Raw genomic sequence first — 16,928 nt, 5'->3', positions numbered from 1 at the left:
CTTGCCAAGAATCACCAGACCAGGCTGCTCTTCATCCACCACCTTGGCCAGCAGTTTGGCCACCGCCAGCGATTCGACGCGCTCGTCGGTCTCGATGTGGATGGCCCGATCAGCACCCAGCGCCAGCGCGGTGCGCAGCTGCTCCTGAGCAGCCTTGGGGCCTACCGTCACGGCGACCACTTCACTGGCCGCTCCCTTCTCTTTCAAACGCACGGCCTCTTCCACGGCGATTTCGCAGAAGGGGTTCATGGCCATCTTGACGTTGGTCAGATCCACATAGGAGTGATCCGCCTTGACGCGGATCTTGACGTTATAGTCGATGACGCGTTTTACCGCGACCAATACTTTCATAGGTTCCTCGCTTGGCCTGGATGACAGCCGTTGACCTGAACAGACGCTGCTCGGATGGCAGCGTAAAAAAATTCATGCAAGCGTTTGATAGGCTAGTAAATGAAAAACCCTATCAATTTGCCACAGCCTACCTTTATGCAACAACACCTAATCACTGCGGCCTTGGTCGTAGTCGCTGCGGCTTTTACCGTAAAGTGCGCTTTTGCCATCGTAGGGGTTACCTGACACAGGTATTATGCCTATCATGGGAGACAACCAGAAGCAAACGACCGTTTTAAATTAAGGCCATCTTTTCATAAGCTAGTGCTCAATCGCTAGCATCGGCGGGTGGCGCTTATGAGAATAAGGAGAAACCAGGTGGAAACCGTTGAACGCGATGTAATGGATTTTGACGTGGTCATCGTGGGCGCAGGCCCCTCTGGCTTGGCCGCCGCCTGCCGTTTGATGCAGCAGGCCAACGAAGCGGAGCAAGAGCTGACCGTTTGCGTGGTCGAGAAAGGGTCTGAAGTGGGAGCGCATATTCTGTCTGGCGCGGTATTCGAACCCCGTGCCCTGGCGGAGCTGTTTCCCGACTGGGAAGAGCGCGGCGCTCCCCTGAATACGCCCGCCACGCGCGACGATGTCTATTTGCTGAAGGATGCCGAAAAGGCGCAGAAAATCCCCAATGCGCTGGTACCCAAGAGCATGCACAACACCGGCGGTGAACTGACTCGCTACGTGATCAGCGCAGGCAACCTGTGCCGCTGGCTGGGTGAGCAGGCAGAATCCTTGGGCGTCGAGATATTTCCGGGCTTCGCCGCCCAGGAAGTGATCATCGAGGATGACGTGGTGCGCGGCATCCTGATTGGTGACATGGGCATCGGTGCCGATGGCACACCCAAGGATGGCCATATGCCCGGCATGGAGCTGCGCGCCAAGTATACGCTCTTTGCCGAGGGTGCCAGAGGCCATCTAGGCAAACGTCTGATCAAGCAGTTCTCGCTGGATGCTGGCCGAGACCCCCAACACTACGGTATCGGGCTAAAAGAGCTGTGGGATGTACCCGCCGACAAGCACGAGCCCGGCCTGGTGGTTCACGGCTCTGGCTGGCCACTGGACAGCAAGACCCACGGCGGCTGGTTTCTCTACCACGCAGAAAACCAGCAGGTCGTGGTAGGGCTGATCATGGACCTTGGCTACCAGAACCCGTGGCTCTCGCCCTTCGACGAGTTCCAGCGCATGAAGCATCACCCGGTGCTCAGCCAATATCTGGAAGGCGGCAAGCGGGTGGCTTATGGCGCGCGCGCGATTGCCAAGGGAGGCTTCAACTGCCTGCCCAAGATGACCTTCCCTGGTGGCCTGCTGATTGGTTGTGACGCGGGCACGCTGAACTTTGCCAAGATCAAGGGGCTGCACACTGCCATGAAATCAGGCATGGTGGCGGCAGAAAGCGTCTTCGAAGCCATCAAGGGCGGCGACGAGGGTGGCCAGACGCTGGCCAGCTTCGAACGCTTGTGGGAGGCCAGCTGGGCTTACCAGGAGTTGAAAGAGAGCGCCAGCTTTGGTCCGGCGATCCATAAATATGGTACGGTCGGCGGCGGGGCTTATAACTTCGCGAACCAGCTGCTGGGCAACAAGCTGCCCAACGTGCACGACACCACCACCGACCACGGCGCCCTGAAACCGGCGGCTGAATTCGAGAAGATTCAGTATCCGAAGCCGGACGGCAAGCTGTCCTTCGACAAGTCCACCTCGGTATTTCTCTCGAACACCAACCATGAGGAAGACCAGCCCTGCCACCTGCGCCTGGCTGACCCGGCGTTGCCGATTCGCGACAACCTGCCGACATACGCCGAGCCCGCACAGCGCTACTGCCCAGCGGGTGTCTATGAAGTGGTGGAGGATGACCAGGGCCAGCCACGCTTCCAGATCAACTTCCAGAACTGCGTACACTGCAAGACCTGCGATATCAAGGACCCGGCCCAGAACATCACCTGGGTAGCCCCCGAAGGCGGTGGCGGCCCGAACTATCCGAACATGTAACGCTTGCCTGTCTCGTGCTGCCCCTTCAGGGGGCAGCACCGACTGCGAATCTTCGCTAAACCGATTCAGCGTAAAAAAATGCTGCGTTCTTGCCCGCCTGCTTGGCTCGATACATTGCTATATCGGCACACTTCATCAACGTTTGCTCATCGAGCCCATCGTCGGGAAAGAAGGCGACGCCAATACTGACCGAAATCGAGCACGTCTCTTGGTGAAGTATGAAAGGCTCCTGGATCGTTGCCACCAACTGATCGGCTATGCGAGCCACCGGCTCACGCTGGGTGACGCTTCTTACCAGAATGACAAACTCATCGCCGCCCAGGCGAGCGACGACATCCTGTTCACGCACTGCCGCCACCAAGCGCTTCGCCACGAGCTCCAGCAGCCTGTCCCCCGCCTCATGACCCAGTGAATCGTTGACGTTCTTGAAGCGATCCAGATCGAGGAACAGCAGGGCAAAGCCCCCCTCATCACGCTTTTGCTCCAGCGCTTTGCGCATCACAAAACTCAAATAGACTCTGTTGGGCAAATTGGTCAGCGTATCGTGAAACGCGAGGTGCTCGATATGATGGGCATGTCGCAAGCGTTCGTCTGTCGCCCGCTGTCGCTCGCGCTGCAGTTGCAGGCTCTGCCAGGTCAGCACCCCAAGGATCAACAGCGCCACCACACTCGCGATCACGGCGCGTAGCCAGTAACGACGTATCATCGGACTGGCACTGGCCAGCTTCTCATCAACGGAGATACCCACCACGACAGACAAGGGGAAGTTATACAGCGGCTTCACCAACGTCATTCGTTCGCTACCAAGCCAATGGGCAATAAAGGGCGCATCGCCGCTGCCCAAAGCGTCCTCATCGTTACTCAGTTCCATGGCAACGCCCGAATACAGGCGATCCCCACTTCGTGCAACACGAGTGACATGTGAGGCATCGACTAACGCCAAAACACCCCGCTCACCCAACGCGGCAGCGTCATAGCCACTGACAAAATAGTCTGCACTCACCGCCAAAATGCCCCATACGGGAGCATTGCCATATCCAACGTCGCTCAACAATCTTGCAAAGAGAAACAGCTCGCGCCCCTCGTCCGAAAAGGCCTCGATGAACAATCCAGGAGCCAACGACAAGGGAGGCAATACGATGCTCGCAGCTCCATCCCAGACACCGGAGCTCTCCATCACCTGCCCTTGCGCATCGACGATACCCACGGAAAAGATCAGCTCGGGCGGGAGCAAGGCATACTCTTGAAGCGCATCCAGGATGCCTGTTTGCTGCTGGCTGGCGACCAGGTCGACGAGCTTCAAGGTGGAATCAATTTCTCTCAGCGAGCGCAACACTCGCGCTTCATAAGTATCCGCAACGTCCAAAATGGACAGCTCGACCTGCCGCTTGATGGCAGCTTGCTCACGCGTGACCAGATAATGAGTACTGCTCCAGATGATGGCCAGCATGAGCATGACAACCGTTCCGAACAGCACACGAGGGTCGGCCAACCATTGGTGCCAAACACCCTCGCTCTGCTGAGTCGCCCTGCCGGGTTCCGGGCCTTTGAGGCTACTCAACCGTCACCACCTTGAGCCGCTCATCCAGAAAGCGGGCATCTATGTACCCCAAGGCTCTTGGATCACCAATCAGCCTATCCACGACGGCTTGGCTATCGGGCAATGTGAGCGGCGGCTGGCCGCGTCCGGTAAAAATCAACCTGGCCCAATGAGCCCGCAGCTGCGCGGGCGTTTTTTCAATATAACGACGATAAAACTCGCTATGCTCGGGTGTCCGCTCGGACTGATCTATAGGAACCATATGCGCCTGCCCTCGGAGCGGGGAGCGACTTTCCAAATAGAGATCTTTTAGCTCTTGGCGCTGTATGCGATCCAGCGTCGCCTCTGCGGCCACTACCACAAGAAGGTCAGCCATCACCGTGCAGGGAAGCACACAGAGCATGACAAGGTAACAGACCCGAGTTAACCGCTTAGTCATGTTCACGCCCCCTAAAATACAAAGTCGAGCGCAAGGCTGAACACGTTGACAGCGCCACCTGGCTGAAAGCCGGGCTGCTGGTTGATGAGCCCTCCTGGGGAGCCCGAGCGAAAATCCAGATGATCATATTGTGCGGTCAAGGCCATGCCGGGGCGAAAGTCCCAGCGTACCCCCAAGGTCTGGCTATCCTGCTGAAGCCCGGAGGCCAGCAACGCATTGAGCGTGCCGTTCAGCAATAGGGCCCCCTCTGCGAAAGGAGAGGGATAAAGCGCAGGATCCAGCCCCGGCTCGAAGGTGTCGCTCAATACGCGCGCGCTGCCAAACGCGGCAAAAGGCGTCCAGCTACCAAAACGATAACCTGCAGTGACATGAACACTTTCTCCACGCCCCACCAACGATGCTGAAGAGAGCCGGGCCCACTCTGCCTGAGCAAACCAGGGGCCAGGGTCATAGCCAACACCAATGCCAAGTACTCGCAACGCCTTGCCATCCACCTCGTAGCGATTGGCAAGCGATTCACCCGGTGGGCCAAAGAGCCGGTAGATGTCAAAAAACCGGGTCAACTCTTCAGCGCTGACGCTGAGCTCACCATAGCTGGCGAAGAGCGTGACATCGCCCCATTGGGTGCGTTGCGATATACCCCACGAGTCGGAGGCCTCGATATCGCCAGACGAATACTCCACGTTGCCGCCACCGTAGCTGAGCCGCAGATCATGCACGACCGTGCCTGTAGAGTAGCGGTAGCGCAGATCGACACCGTCAAAGTTGGCAACGGGCACGAGGCGATAAACCTCAGAGGGAGGCCTGACCCACGGCGTGGCGTAGTTGACCTTGCGGTATTCGGAGTTTAGAAAATTGCCCTGCACCATACGACCAGCGCGAAGGCTCAGCTGTGGCGTGGCATCAAACTGGAGATAAGCCCACTCGAACTCAGGCGCATAAGAGCCATCGAAGCGCTTTTCACTGACCACCTGTACGGTGGCGGAAAGCGTTGACGTCGCCGACACCATTGCCTGCAGGCCAAGGCGACTATCGACTTCGGCACTCCAGTGTCCACTGAAACCTGCCCCCGAAGAAGCGAGTGGGTCAGCAACAAAATCGGCATTGGAGATATCGGCATGCACTACTCCAAGAGTGCCAAAGCCGTTCAAGGTGGCGCTGGGTAGCGAGCCGTCAGCCGTCGTAGTGCTGCTGTATATCACGAGGAAGATGGCGAACGACCTGACGAAATGCCTTGGCATGCCGATTACCCGCAAGGTAAATAGTTAACTTCAAAGCATTTAATCGGCAGTATCAGGGTAAGTCAAACACCGGATGGAGACCTTGCGTCGTATACAGTTAAAGGTGGACTATTGACAAGGTCGGCAGGCACTCAAGAGCGTCAGCCAATGGCGCTGCCAGCAGGTTCCACGACTTCGATGGGCGCACGCCGTGCGATCAGCCGTCGACGCCCCGCTTGCACGAATCTCACGTCGATGACGGGGTCCGACGGGTTGCCCTCCACGGCCGCCACCTCCCCTTCCCCAAATACGGCATGTCGCAGACGCTGGCCCGGGTAGAACGACATGGTCACTTGATAGTCCGCAGGCGCTTCCTTGAGCTGCGCGGCGGCCAGAACGATATCACTGCGCCCCAACCGGTCGAGGTAGCGTCTCACCAGGCTAGGTGACGATACCTCCAGCGGCTCGGCGCTACCGCCCTCATCATGCAGGCATTCAGCAATACGCACGGCATCCTGCCAGGCGCTTTCACCAATGAACCGGCTGGGGCGATGAGCGCCACCGTCGTGCAGCACCAATAGCTGCTCTTTGGCGCGGGTGATGGCCACGTAAAACAGTCGCCGCTCCTCTTCCAGACGATCATCGCTGAGCGGGTTGTCACGGCTGTAGTGGGGAAAGTCCTCTTCATTGACGCCGGCCACTGCCACCAGCGGCCACTCCAGACCTTTGGCACCATGCACCGTGGTAATCAACACGCCCTGGGCCTGATTTTCCACTGGGCGCTCCAGCAGCTCGATGAAGGCATCAGGATCCTGGACGCTCTCCGCCTGTTCGATCAACACGTCCAGCAGACGCACGTCTTCCTCGCCTTTATCGCGCCGAGCAGCCGCGCGCTTGAGGGTTTTCTCGGCATCGATGGTATCCACTACGTGATGCAGCAGCCGAGCTGGCGGCCAGCCAGCCAAACGCGGCAGCTCGCACAGCAGTTCCCAGCGTTTTTTCAGCGTACGCCGCTGCAAGGGTTTGAGCGTTGACAGCACGGCATCATCTCGCTCTGGCCAGCGCTGGGTGGCCGCCAGCTGAGACGCCAGGCGCTGCAGGCGCTCACGGGCCACGAAGGGCGTGGGCTGGGACAGCAACAGCAGCAGATGCTCGGGATCGTGCAGCAGTTCGGCCCGCCGCGACAGCTTCAAATAGCCTGCCAGTGCCTGTACCAGCGGCAGGCGAAACACGAAGCGATCCTCACGCAGCAGCCGAAAAGGCACCCCGGCCTGAAGCAGCGCCAGCTGAAAAGGCACCGAAAGCGCCCAGCTGCGCACCAGCAGGCTGGCATCACTCAATGCCCGCCCCTGGGCCTGCCAGTCCATCAGGGCATCCAGCAACAGGCGGCTGCCCAGCCCCACGCGGACCTGAGTCTTCGGATTCTGGGCAGCCGCCAAGCATAGCTGGTCGGGGCGGCGCTGGTTCGCCATGATGGCGTGGTTGGCCGTCAGCGCCAGCGCGTGCCCATGGCGAAAGGTCGTGGAGAGCGGATAATCCGTGGCGGTGCCGAACGTGGCGGTAAAGTTTTCCAGCATGGTGTCCGGCCTGGCACCCCGCCATTCATAGATGCACTGATTGGCATCTCCCACTGCCATGACGCTGGCATCAGGGCCTGCCAGCACGGCCAGAAGCCGCTGTTGAACGGTATTGATATCCTGGTATTCATCTACGATGACGTGGTCGAGGAACCCTTCGACCCGCTGACGCAAAACAGGTTCGGCCTCCAGCGCTTGCAGCGGGCGGTAGAGCAAGTCCGCGTAAGTCATGACGCCTTCGGCTTCCAGCAGGCGCTCGGCCTCGCCGAAGGCCGCCGGAAAGTAATCAGTGTCAGGCTCGTAGCTCAGTTGCTCATACAGCGTGGCAGCAGGCAACATTTCTGCTTTGACCAGAGCACAAAAATGGGCCAGCGCTTCCAGGCGGTCCCCTTCCAGGGCGGCATCGCGTTGCTCGGCATCGTCCAGCACATTGAGGCTTGCCTGGCGCAGCAGACGCTCCATCTGCCACTCGGCAGAGAGCAGACGCCGCGGCGCCAGCGCCCCCCAACGACACAAACTTTGCGTGAGCCGATGCCCGAGCGAATGGAAGGTACGCACATCCGGCAGGGCTTGCCCCTGCGGTGCCATTTTGGCAAGGCGGCGCTGAAAATCATCCTTGGCCGAGCGGTTGAACATCAGCACCAGCATCCGACGTGGGGAGACTCCCTGCGCCAACAGGTGCAGCACGCGTGCGGCCATGGTGGTCGTCTTACCGGCTCCTGCTACCGCCGCCACCCGCGCATGCCCGGCACCATGACGAACGACGGCCTGCTGTTCGGCGGTCAGTTTCACGATACCTCACCCGCCACGCCGTTATCCCACATGCCCAACCGATGCCATTCACCCGCACTGTAGAGGCGGCATTCGCTGCGGCCACCGGCCAGCTCGTGTATCTGGGCCTGCTCGACCAGCCGATAGAACACGTTGCGATGCAGGCGCGCGGCCAGGCCAAAGCGCACCGCACACTCGGGGGCCAGCTCTCCGTCGGGGGTGGCGGTCAGCGTCAGCGGGTGCTGGTGGTCCAGCCGCACCACATCGTCGAACTGAGTCTTGAACCACCAGGCATCATCGTAGAAATCCGCTTCCACGATCAGCAGCGGACGATCCACTACTTGAACGCGCCAGCGCTCTGCAGGTGTCACCAGGCAGTACCCCTCATCGTCCAGGCGTAGCAGGCTTGCCAGCAGCTTCGCCACCGCCGGACGCGCAAACGGCTGCCCCTCGTGCTGCCAGGTGCCGTCTGGATGAATCACGATATCCATGTCGCCAGACAGCGCAGGGTGCCAGGTATCCAGCGGGGGAATATCTGCCGCGTCACCCCGTTGCTGCAGTAGCCGATCCAGCGTCATCGCCCTTCTCCTGAACTGCGCCGAGCGCTATACCAACAGACCCGACTGGGCCAGCGCTTCTTTGACATGAGGCGGTGCATCGGGAACGGCACCACGAAACAGATGGTAGAAATTGGCGGTGGTCTGCATGGCGACCTCGTCGGTGGTGATACCGCGCTGCTGAGCAATGCACTCGGCGACTTCGACGACCCAGGCAGGCTCATTGGGCTTACCGCGATGAGGCACGGGGGCCAGATAGGGACTATCGGTTTCAATCAGCAGCCTGTCGAGGGGCAGTTGTCGAGCCAACTCTCGCAATGGCGCGGCATTACGAAACGTGATGATTCCCGACAGCGAAATGTAAAAGCCGAGCCGAACCGCCTCTCGGGCCATGTCCAGATCTTCGGTGAAGCAGTGCAGTACCCCACCGACGTGAGGATCGGCATATTCACGCAGCAGGGCCAAGGTGTCCTCCTTGGCCTCTCGCGTATGCACGATGACCGGCAGCTCCAGCTCGGCAGCAGCCATCAGGTGACGCTTGAAGCGTTCGTGCTGAACGGCCTGAGGTACGCTCTCCTGATAGTGGTAATCCAGCCCGGTTTCCCCGATGGCCACCACGTCGTACTGCTGGGCGGCCTCCACGATCTGCTCCACGCTGGGCTCTACCGGAGCCTGATGCAGTGGATGCAGCCCTGCCGATATCACCACGTCCTCATGTTCTCTGGCGATGGCGGCCAGACCAGGCAACTCTTCCAGCGAGGTCGAGATGGCCAGAAACTGATGCACGTGAGCAGCACGCGCTGCTGCCAGCGTGGCAGCAACGTCGCCGCCGTGAGTAAGCTCGGATAGGCGGTCCAGATGACAGTGTGAATCAACGAACATGAAAATCTCGCAGGGGATGAGTGGCGTGACGACGATGTTACAACGTGAACGAAGGCGGCGCCTTGTCCAACTGACCGGCCAGCAAAGTCTCGATCCGGTCGCGAACGGGATAATCCTGTTGGCTGAAGTGCACCCCGATGCCCGGCATCCGCCGACCGCTGACACCTTCGGGCGAAATCCAGATGACCTGACTGCTGACAGAAAGGCGTTCGGTCTCTCCCGGCAGCGTCAACAGCAATACCATCGGCTGCCCGAGACGATAGAGCGAAGACGTGGGGACAAAGATCCCGCCGCGATCCAGAAAAGGCATATAGGCAGCGAGCAGCGTAGGCACATCCGGTATGGTCAAGGAGAGCGCTTTTTGAGCAGCCATCACCACCTCGTCAGAAACACGTTGTCATGAGCGCAGCAGGGCCGACCAACGTACCAGCCAGGCCTCCAGCACCAGTTGCGGATTGGGGTTGGCTCCCACGGCCAGTAGCCGACGTTGCTCGCGGGCGTAATCGAGCAGTCGAAACCAGTCCTGAACCCGGCCATTCTTGACGGCTTGTCGATACAATGGCGCAAGATCGGGATTGTGCAACGCGCTTTGCTCGCCCGACAGCCCCAGCCGGATCAAGTCTTCAAGCCAGGCGATACCGTACCACAAGATCGAATCGATCGCCTGACGATCCAACCTCGCCGCCTCCGCCACCGGTTCGGCACCCCTGACCAGCTGCTCGAAGCAGTCATGAATCTGATGGCGTAGTGCCCGCTCCTCCGGCGCCGCCAGCTCCACCGCCAGCAAGGGCAGTCCGCCTGAAACTTGCCACCAGAAGTGTGCCTCGTCACCGCCCAACTGCTGGGTCAGCCAGCCACGGCACTCGTCGAATGCCACGCTGGGTAGCGCCCACTGCTGGCAGCGCGAACGGATGGTGGGCAGCGTGCGAGAGGGTACATCGGAGAGCAGAATGAACAGCGTCTTTTCACCTGGCTCCTCGAGGCTCTTGAGCAGCGCATTGGCCGCCGCGATGTTCATGGCCTCCGCCGGTGACACGACGATGACTCGGTAGCCGCCCTGCTGCGCCGTTTGTGACACGAAACGGTTGACCTCGCGAATGGGGTCTATGCGAATTTGACGCTTGCCCTCCTCCGGCGACACCCTCAGCAGGTCGGGGTGATAGCCTGACGCCAGCATATGGCAGGCATGGCAATGACCACACGCCTGGTCACCGGGCTGCGCGCACAGCGTGCGTGCGATCAGCGCTTCGGCAAGCTGCTGCTTGCCCACCCCATGGGCGCCGCTGAGCAGCAGCGCATGGGGCATGCGACCGCTGTCGGACAGGCGCACCAGCTGCCGCCACGTCGCCTGGTGCCACGGCAAGACATCATTCACGACCATTGCGCCATCCGTGCTTCCAGTGCGCGCGCAATGGCCGCCTGCACGCCTTCGAGAGGCTGTGCCGCATCGACCACGGCAAAGCGCTGCGGTGCCGCCTGGGCCCGCGCCAGGTAAGCCTCACGCACGGCGCTGAAAAACGCGGCATGCTCCTGCTCGAAACGGTCGCGCTGGGTGTTGAGATCACGCAACCGCCCTTCCAGGCGTTGGCGGGCAGCCTCGACGGGCATGTCCAGCAGCAGCGTCAAATCCGGAGAAAGCCCTTGCTGAACGAAGCACTCCAACTGAGCAATGCGCGCCGGATCGATGCCACGCCCGCCACCCTGATACGCAAAGGTGGCATCGGTGAAGCGGTCACACACCACCCAGGCCCCGCGCTCCAGAGCCGGCACGATTTTTTCGGCCAGATGCTGTGCTCGGGCCGCGAAAACCAGCAGTAGCTCAGCGTCCACGCTCAGCGGCTCCTGAGGTGCAGGATCCAGCAGCAGCTCGCGAATGGCTTCGGCACGCGGCGTGCCACCGGGCTCACGGGTTCGCACTACGTCGAGCCCCTGCTCGTTCAGCCAGGCCTCCACGAACGCCACGTTGGTAGATTTTCCGACGCCCTCACCACCCTCCAGGGTGATGAAGCGACCACGCTTGCTCATTGCTGCCCCTTACGGAATAGATACGCCATGATAATGCTCGCCATGATCTGTGTGTCAGCGGTTGCGAATATAGCGATTCACCGCATTGTTGTGCTCGCGCAGGGTGCGCGAAAAGTGGTGCGTACCATCGCCACGGGAAACGAAATAGAGCGTTTCACCCGGCAACGGATTCACCGCCGCCTCCAGCGAGGCGCGCCCCGGCATGGCGATGGGCGTGGGCGGAAGGCCATCGATCACGTAAGTATTGTAGGGGGTTGCCTCGCGGATGTCGGCGCGAGTAATGCGCCCCTGATAACGCTCGCCCATGCCATAGATGATGGTCGGGTCGGTCTGCAGCCGCATGCCCTGCTCCATACGACGCTTGAATACTCCGGCGATTTCACGACGCTCTTCCGGCGCACCGGTTTCGCGTTCGATCAACGACGCCATGATCAACGCCTCGTAGGGGGTATCGATGGTCAGGTCGTCATCACGCTGCTCCCAGACCTCTTCCAGGATTCGCTCCATGCGGCTCAGCGACTGGCGCAGAATATCCACATCGCTCATGCCCAGGTGGTAGCGGTAGGTATCCGGAAAGAACCAACCCTCAGGAAACGTGCCTTCACGCCCCAATAAGGCCATGACCTCGTCATCGCTCATCTCGGCGGTACGATTTTCCAGCTTCGGGGCACTGTCCAGCAAAGCGCGCATCTGGCGGAAGGTCCACCCTTCCGGGATGGTCAACGGGTACGTCACCACGTTGTTGCTGCCCAGCAGTGCCACCAACTCCATACCGCTCATGCCCGGCACCAGCTGATATTCGCCTACCCGCAGACGCGGCACTTGCTCGGGCTCCAGCCGCGCCAGCAGTTGGAAGGGCCAGCGCGCCTGGATAATGCCTTCCGCTTCCAACTGACGAAGCACCTGATTGAAGCCTGCACCGGCAGGCACCTGGTAAAGCGCTGGCTCATCCAGCGCAATAGGCGCCGCCAGACGATGCTGCCAATAGGCGTAGCCACCGGCCACTGCGGCAACTCCTAGCGCAATGATCAGCCCCACGGCGATAAGAAACCGTTTCACGATGTCACCTCAGTGATTTCAAAGTCGTTGTTGGCTATTCAGGCTGGATAGCCCAATAGCGGATGGGCCACCCGCTGTAACGGGTCGGGGCCTTGCACCTCCGGCCAGGTACGCAAGATGCTGCCCTGCGGGTCATCCAACCGATGTACGGGCCACACGCCTTGCACAGAGTTGCCCACCCAAAGGCGCTCGACGCTGGAGAGCGCGCTCACAGGCAGCTTGCTCTCCCTGACATGTCCCAGCTCCAGTAGCGCAGCCCGCAGCGTTCCTGCGACGCCACAGCCATCGACGAAGGGCGTGAACAACGCCTGACCCGATTGCCAGAACAGGTTCATGCTGGTCGCTTCGATGACGTTATCGCTGTGATCGAGCAGCAGCCCTTCAGCAATGGCACTTGCCCGCCATTCTCGGCGGGCAAGCACGTTTTCGAGGCGGTTCAAGTGCTTGATGCCCGCCAACTGCGGCTGGTGACCCAGCCGCAGTTGGCATAAGCGCACGCGCACCCCCTGCTGCCAGCGCTCGGGGCTGGCAGCAAAGGGCGTTCTACGACTCAGCAGCCTTGGCGCTACTTGATCGGGGAGCGCGTAACCACGCCCCCCGCTGCCCCGGGTCACGATGACCTTGAGCACCTCCAGAGGTGCCTCTACTGGGGTTTTCCACGTATCGGCAAGTGCTGAATCAGCAGGCATCGGGATACCAAGCCGCTGGCACCCCGAGGCCAATCTTGCCTGATGGTATGACCACAGCACGGGCTGCCCTTCACGAAGCAGCACCGTTTCGAACAGACCATCCCCATACGCCAGCCCTCGGTCATCGAACGGCACCCAAGGCATGGTCATGACGCGCTATACCCGCTTGAACAGCAGCGAACCGTTGGTGCCACCAAACCCGAAGGAGTTGGAGAGCGTGATATCGATGCGCATGTCGCGGGCAGTGTGGGGCACGTAGTCGAGGCGACAGCCCTCCTGGGGGTTATCCAGGTTGATGGTGGGCGGTGCCACCTGGTCACGAATTGCCAGGATACTGAACACCGCCTCGACCGCACCGGCCGCGCCCAGCAGGTGGCCAATCATGGACTTGGTCGAACTGACCGCCACGTCTTGAGCAGCGCTCCCCAGCACCTTCTCGACGGCACGACTTTCGGCCAGATCGCCTGCGGCCGTCGAGGTACCATGGGCATTGATATAATCCACGTCGGAGGGGTCGATACCCGCGTCCTTGATGGCGTTGCTCATGGAAAGCGCAGCGCCTCGACCATCTTCCGGCGGGGCAGTCATATGATAAGCATCATCACTCATGCCAAAGCCCGCCAGCTCCGCATAGATATGCGCCCCGCGTGCCTTGGCGTGCTCATACTCTTCCAGCACCAGAATACCTGCCCCATCGGACAGCACGAAACCGTCCCGATCCCGATCCCAGGGGCGGCTGGCCGCTTGCGGATCGTCATTACGAGTGGACAGGGCACGCGCCGCTGAAAAGCCCCCCAGGCCCAAAGGCGTGGTGGCCATTTCCGCGCCACCACACACCATCACGTCGGCATCGCCATAGGCGATGGTACGCGCACTGTAGCCGATATTGTGAGTACCCGACGTACAGGCCGTGGTAATCGCGATATTGGGGCCCTTGAAGCCATGCTGAATGGCCATGTTGCCGGAAATCATGTTGATGATGGATCCCGGAACGAAGAACGGCGACACGCGACGAGCGCCCCCCTTGAGCAGCGCACTGTGGTTCTGCTCGATCATCGGCAGGCCGCCAATGCCCGAGCCTACCGCCACACCAATCCGCTCGGCATTCTCTTCGGTGCACTCGATGCCAGAATCCTTAATGGCCTGGGCTCCGGCTGCCATGCCGTACTGAATGAATAGATCCATCTTGCGGGCATCTTTCGGATTCAGATAAGGGCTGATATCGAAGTCCTTGACCGAACCGCCAAACCGCGTGTTGAAACCGCTGGTATCGAAATGCTCGATGGCTGCGATTCCACTTTTACCGGCGACGATATTCGCCCACGATTCAGCCACGTTGTTGCCCACTGGGGTCACCAGGCCTAACCCAGTTACCACTACCCTTCTTCGCGCCATCAGCTTTCCTCCAGGCATCCTTGGTGACACGACCCGTCCGGGTCATCTTGCAGCACAAAATTGGTGACTAGTATAACGGAGATTGCACGTTATATTCATTGTGACCGCAAAGCAAAAAAGCCGCCCCATATCAGGACGGCTTTTTTAACATGGGTGGACAGCTTGCCACCCTGGTTCACAGCGTCGACCGAGCCCTTACTGGTGGGCGTTCACGTAGTCGATGGCTTCCTGAACCGTGGTGATCTTCTCGGCTTCTTCGTCAGGAATTTCGGTGTCGAATTCCTCTTCCAACGCCATCACCAGTTCAACGGTGTCCAGAGAGTCAGCACCCAGGTCTTCTGTGAAAGAAGAGCTATTCTGGATATCTTCTTCTTTTACGTTCAGGCGCTCTGCCACAACTTTTTTAACGCGCTCTTCAATAGTACTCATCAACGTACTCCAGTCGTTCACATTAGCCGTTATAGATAACCAGCTATTTGGAAACCGCAAGCCAAAAGCTGCGGGGTAGTTTATAGACGCCCTCAAGCTGACGCAACCGCCAGTCTCAAGGCCATCAACGCATATTCATACCGCCGTTGACATGCAGGGTTTCACCCGTGATGTAACCTGCAGCATCACTGGTCAAGAACCCTACTGCGGCGGCGATCTCTTCCGGCCCACCCAGGCGAGCGAGCGGAATCTGCTTGAGCAGCATCTCGTGCTGCGCCTCCGGCAGCGCTTCGGTCATGTCGGTCGCGATGAAACCCGGTGCCACGGCATTGACCGTGATCGCACGCGAGGCAACTTCACGGGCCAGTGCACGACTGAACCCTTCCATGCCCGCCTTGGCAGCCGCGTAGTTGGCTTGCCCCAGGTTGCCCATGGTCGCCACCACCGAGCTGATCGACACGATACGACCAAAGCGTGCCTTGGTCATGCCGCGCAAACAAGCCTTGCTGACACGATAGACGGACTTGAGGTTGGTATCCATGACGGAATCCCACTCCTCTTCCTTCATGCGCATGAGCAGGTTATCACGAGTGATACCGGCATTGTTGACCAGAATGGTCGGCGCACCGAAACGCTCGGTAATGCTCTTCAACACCTCATCGATGCTGGACTGATCGGTCACGTTCAGACACAGGCCAGCGCCTTCGATACCATTGGCTTTGAGATCGGCATCGATTTTCTCGGCACCCGACTCACTGGTGGCGGTTCCCACCACGATGCGCCCTTGGCGACCCAGCTCGTGAGCAATGGCTCGCCCGATACCTCGGCTGGCGCCAGTGACCAGCGCCACTCGTTTTTCTTGCGTCATTACGTTTATCCTTTCACCAAACTAGCAAAGGTAGCAGAAAACAACCGCTGGTCACGCACCATCTGCCAACGCTTCGCGAGCCAACTCCAGCGCGGCATCCAGGCTATCCGGGTCATTGACCGCCAACCCCTTGGCACTGCGCACGATCCGCTTGTTCAAGCCGGTCAGCACCTTACCAGGACCACACTCGATAAACACGCTCGCCCCTTGCTCGGTCATCGCTTCGACGCAGGCAGACCAGCGCACCGGCTGATAAAGCTGTTCGATCAGCCGCGTGCGCAGCGTATCGATATCGGCATGCGCCTGGGCATCTACATTCTGAACCACCGTATAGCGAGGTGCACGCAGTTCAATCTTCTGCATGGCCTCGGCCAACTGCTCGGCCGCAGGCTTCATCAGCGCACAGTGCGAAGGCACAGAGACCGGCAGGGACAGAGCACGCTTGGCACCCGCCTCCTGGCAGGCAACGATAGCACGCTCTACGGCTGCCTTGCTGCCCGCGATGACCACCTGGCCAGGCGAATTGTAGTTGACCGCAGCGACCACGTCGCCCTGGGCTGCTTGCGCACAGGCGTCTTCTACCGCCTGATCATCCAGCCCGAGGATGGCCGCCATCCCCCCCTGACCAGCGGGCACCGCCTGCTGCATGGCTTCACCGCGCAGGCGTACCAGCTGCACACCCTCGGCAAACCCCATGACACCGGCACACACCATGGCACTGTACTCGCCCAGGCTGTGGCCAGCCATCATGTTGGGGCGCGGTCCTTCCAACTCCTGCCATACACGCCAGATGGCCACGCTGGAGGTCAGCAGCGCCGGCTGGGTGCACGCGGTCGCGTTCAATGCATCTTCAGGTCCTTCCTGGACTACTTTCCACAAATCGTAGCCCAACGCATCTGACGCTTCCTCAAAGGTCGTTCCCACTACGCTGTAGCGCTCGGCCAGCTCTCGCAGCATTCCAAGCTGCTGAGAGCCCTGCCCGGGAAAAATGAGGGCAAGGGGTTGAGACATGTCGTTCACCTTTGCTCTTGTAGGCATTTGCTCAATTGAGCGATAGGCGTAGCTATTGTCCCCGTTTGACAACGGGTGTCGGCATCTCCTGCT

At 60.1% G+C, this 16,928-nt stretch carries 17 protein-coding genes; 1 reads left to right on the top strand and 16 read right to left on the bottom strand.

Annotated elements, in window-relative coordinates; genetic code table 11:
• Positions 1–351, bottom strand: a 351-nt coding sequence (locus IE061_RS05780; RefSeq protein ID WP_193461212.1) for an electron transfer flavoprotein subunit beta/FixA family protein, incomplete at its 3' end; no start/stop codon positions are given.
• Between the two features lie 357 nt (positions 352–708).
• On the opposite strand from IE061_RS05780, the gene IE061_RS05775 reads away from it, so the two are divergent.
• Entirely contained in the window at positions 709–2,373 is a 1,665-nt protein-coding gene (locus IE061_RS05775) for an electron transfer flavoprotein-ubiquinone oxidoreductase (RefSeq protein WP_144983600.1), read from the top strand.
• A gap of 55 nt (positions 2,374–2,428) precedes the next feature.
• Here IE061_RS05775 and IE061_RS05770 read toward each other — a convergent pair whose 3' ends face one another.
• From IE061_RS05770 to fabD, 15 genes are all read right to left on the bottom strand, one after another.
• Positions 2,429–3,823, bottom strand: a complete 1,395-nt coding sequence (locus IE061_RS05770; RefSeq protein ID WP_157779984.1) for a diguanylate cyclase domain-containing protein — start codon at positions 3,821–3,823, stop codon at positions 2,429–2,431.
• A gap of 103 nt (positions 3,824–3,926) precedes the next feature.
• Positions 3,927–4,352, bottom strand: a complete 426-nt coding sequence (locus IE061_RS05765) for a hypothetical protein (protein WP_039177248.1) — start codon at positions 4,350–4,352, stop codon at positions 3,927–3,929.
• Positions 4,353–4,363: 11 nt separating this feature from the next.
• Complete coding sequence (locus IE061_RS05760; protein WP_039177251.1) at positions 4,364–5,593, bottom strand: porin; 1,230 nt, start codon at positions 5,591–5,593, stop codon at positions 4,364–4,366.
• A 140-nt stretch (positions 5,594–5,733) separates the two neighbouring features.
• Positions 5,734–7,941, bottom strand: a complete 2,208-nt coding sequence (locus tag IE061_RS05755; protein WP_039177255.1) for an ATP-dependent helicase — start codon at positions 7,939–7,941, stop codon at positions 5,734–5,736.
• Complete coding sequence (locus IE061_RS05750) at positions 7,938–8,498, bottom strand: DUF1285 domain-containing protein (protein WP_096923148.1); 561 nt, start codon at positions 8,496–8,498, stop codon at positions 7,938–7,940. The genes IE061_RS05755 and IE061_RS05750 overlap by 4 nt, the downstream gene beginning before the upstream one ends.
• Positions 8,499–8,525: 27 nt before the next feature.
• Positions 8,526–9,359 carry a TatD family hydrolase gene (locus IE061_RS05745; protein WP_039177263.1) on the bottom strand — a complete coding sequence of 278 codons (834 nt, stop codon included), beginning with the start codon at positions 9,357–9,359 and terminating at the stop codon, positions 8,526–8,528.
• Between the two features lie 37 nt (positions 9,360–9,396).
• A complete protein-coding gene (locus tag IE061_RS05740) occupies positions 9,397–9,732 on the bottom strand; it encodes a PilZ domain-containing protein (protein ID WP_193461211.1) in 336 nt (111 codons plus the stop codon).
• A gap of 24 nt (positions 9,733–9,756) precedes the next feature.
• Positions 9,757–10,740, bottom strand: coding sequence for a DNA polymerase III subunit delta' (locus tag IE061_RS05735; RefSeq protein WP_039177270.1), 984 nt, complete (start codon positions 10,738–10,740; stop codon positions 9,757–9,759).
• Positions 10,731–11,384 carry a dTMP kinase gene (gene tmk / locus IE061_RS05730; RefSeq protein ID WP_193461210.1) on the bottom strand — a complete coding sequence of 218 codons (654 nt, stop codon included), beginning with the start codon at positions 11,382–11,384 and terminating at the stop codon, positions 10,731–10,733. The genes IE061_RS05735 and tmk overlap by 10 nt, the downstream gene beginning before the upstream one ends.
• Positions 11,385–11,438: 54 nt before the next feature.
• Positions 11,439–12,446 carry an endolytic transglycosylase MltG gene (gene mltG, locus IE061_RS05725; RefSeq protein ID WP_039177276.1) on the bottom strand — a complete coding sequence of 336 codons (1,008 nt, stop codon included), beginning with the start codon at positions 12,444–12,446 and terminating at the stop codon, positions 11,439–11,441.
• A gap of 35 nt (positions 12,447–12,481) precedes the next feature.
• Complete coding sequence (pabC, locus tag IE061_RS05720) at positions 12,482–13,282, bottom strand: aminodeoxychorismate lyase (protein ID WP_144983591.1); 801 nt, start codon at positions 13,280–13,282, stop codon at positions 12,482–12,484.
• Positions 13,283–13,288: 6 nt separating this feature from the next.
• Positions 13,289–14,527, bottom strand: a complete 1,239-nt coding sequence (fabF, locus tag IE061_RS05715; RefSeq protein WP_039177283.1) for a beta-ketoacyl-ACP synthase II — start codon at positions 14,525–14,527, stop codon at positions 13,289–13,291.
• Positions 14,528–14,722: 195 nt separating this feature from the next.
• Positions 14,723–14,956 (bottom strand): acyl carrier protein, encoded by a 234-nt coding sequence (gene acpP / locus IE061_RS05710; RefSeq protein WP_008956801.1) that lies wholly within the window; start codon positions 14,954–14,956, stop codon positions 14,723–14,725.
• Between the two features lie 124 nt (positions 14,957–15,080).
• The gene (gene fabG / locus IE061_RS05705) at positions 15,081–15,824 is read right to left on the bottom strand and encodes a 3-oxoacyl-ACP reductase FabG (protein ID WP_039177293.1); all 744 of its coding nucleotides are present in this window, start codon (positions 15,822–15,824) and stop codon (positions 15,081–15,083) included.
• Between the two features lie 51 nt (positions 15,825–15,875).
• Positions 15,876–16,835: an ACP S-malonyltransferase gene (gene fabD, locus IE061_RS05700; RefSeq protein WP_081137096.1), complete on the bottom strand. Its 960-nt coding sequence runs from the start codon at positions 16,833–16,835 to the stop codon at positions 15,876–15,878.
• Positions 16,836–16,928 lie beyond the last annotated feature (93 nt).

It is taken from the genome of Vreelandella hamiltonii (assembly GCF_014651795.1).
In the GTDB taxonomy this organism is placed as follows: domain Bacteria; phylum Pseudomonadota; class Gammaproteobacteria; order Pseudomonadales; family Halomonadaceae; genus Vreelandella; species Vreelandella hamiltonii.
This window is presented reverse-complemented; position numbering and strand designations above follow the sequence as displayed.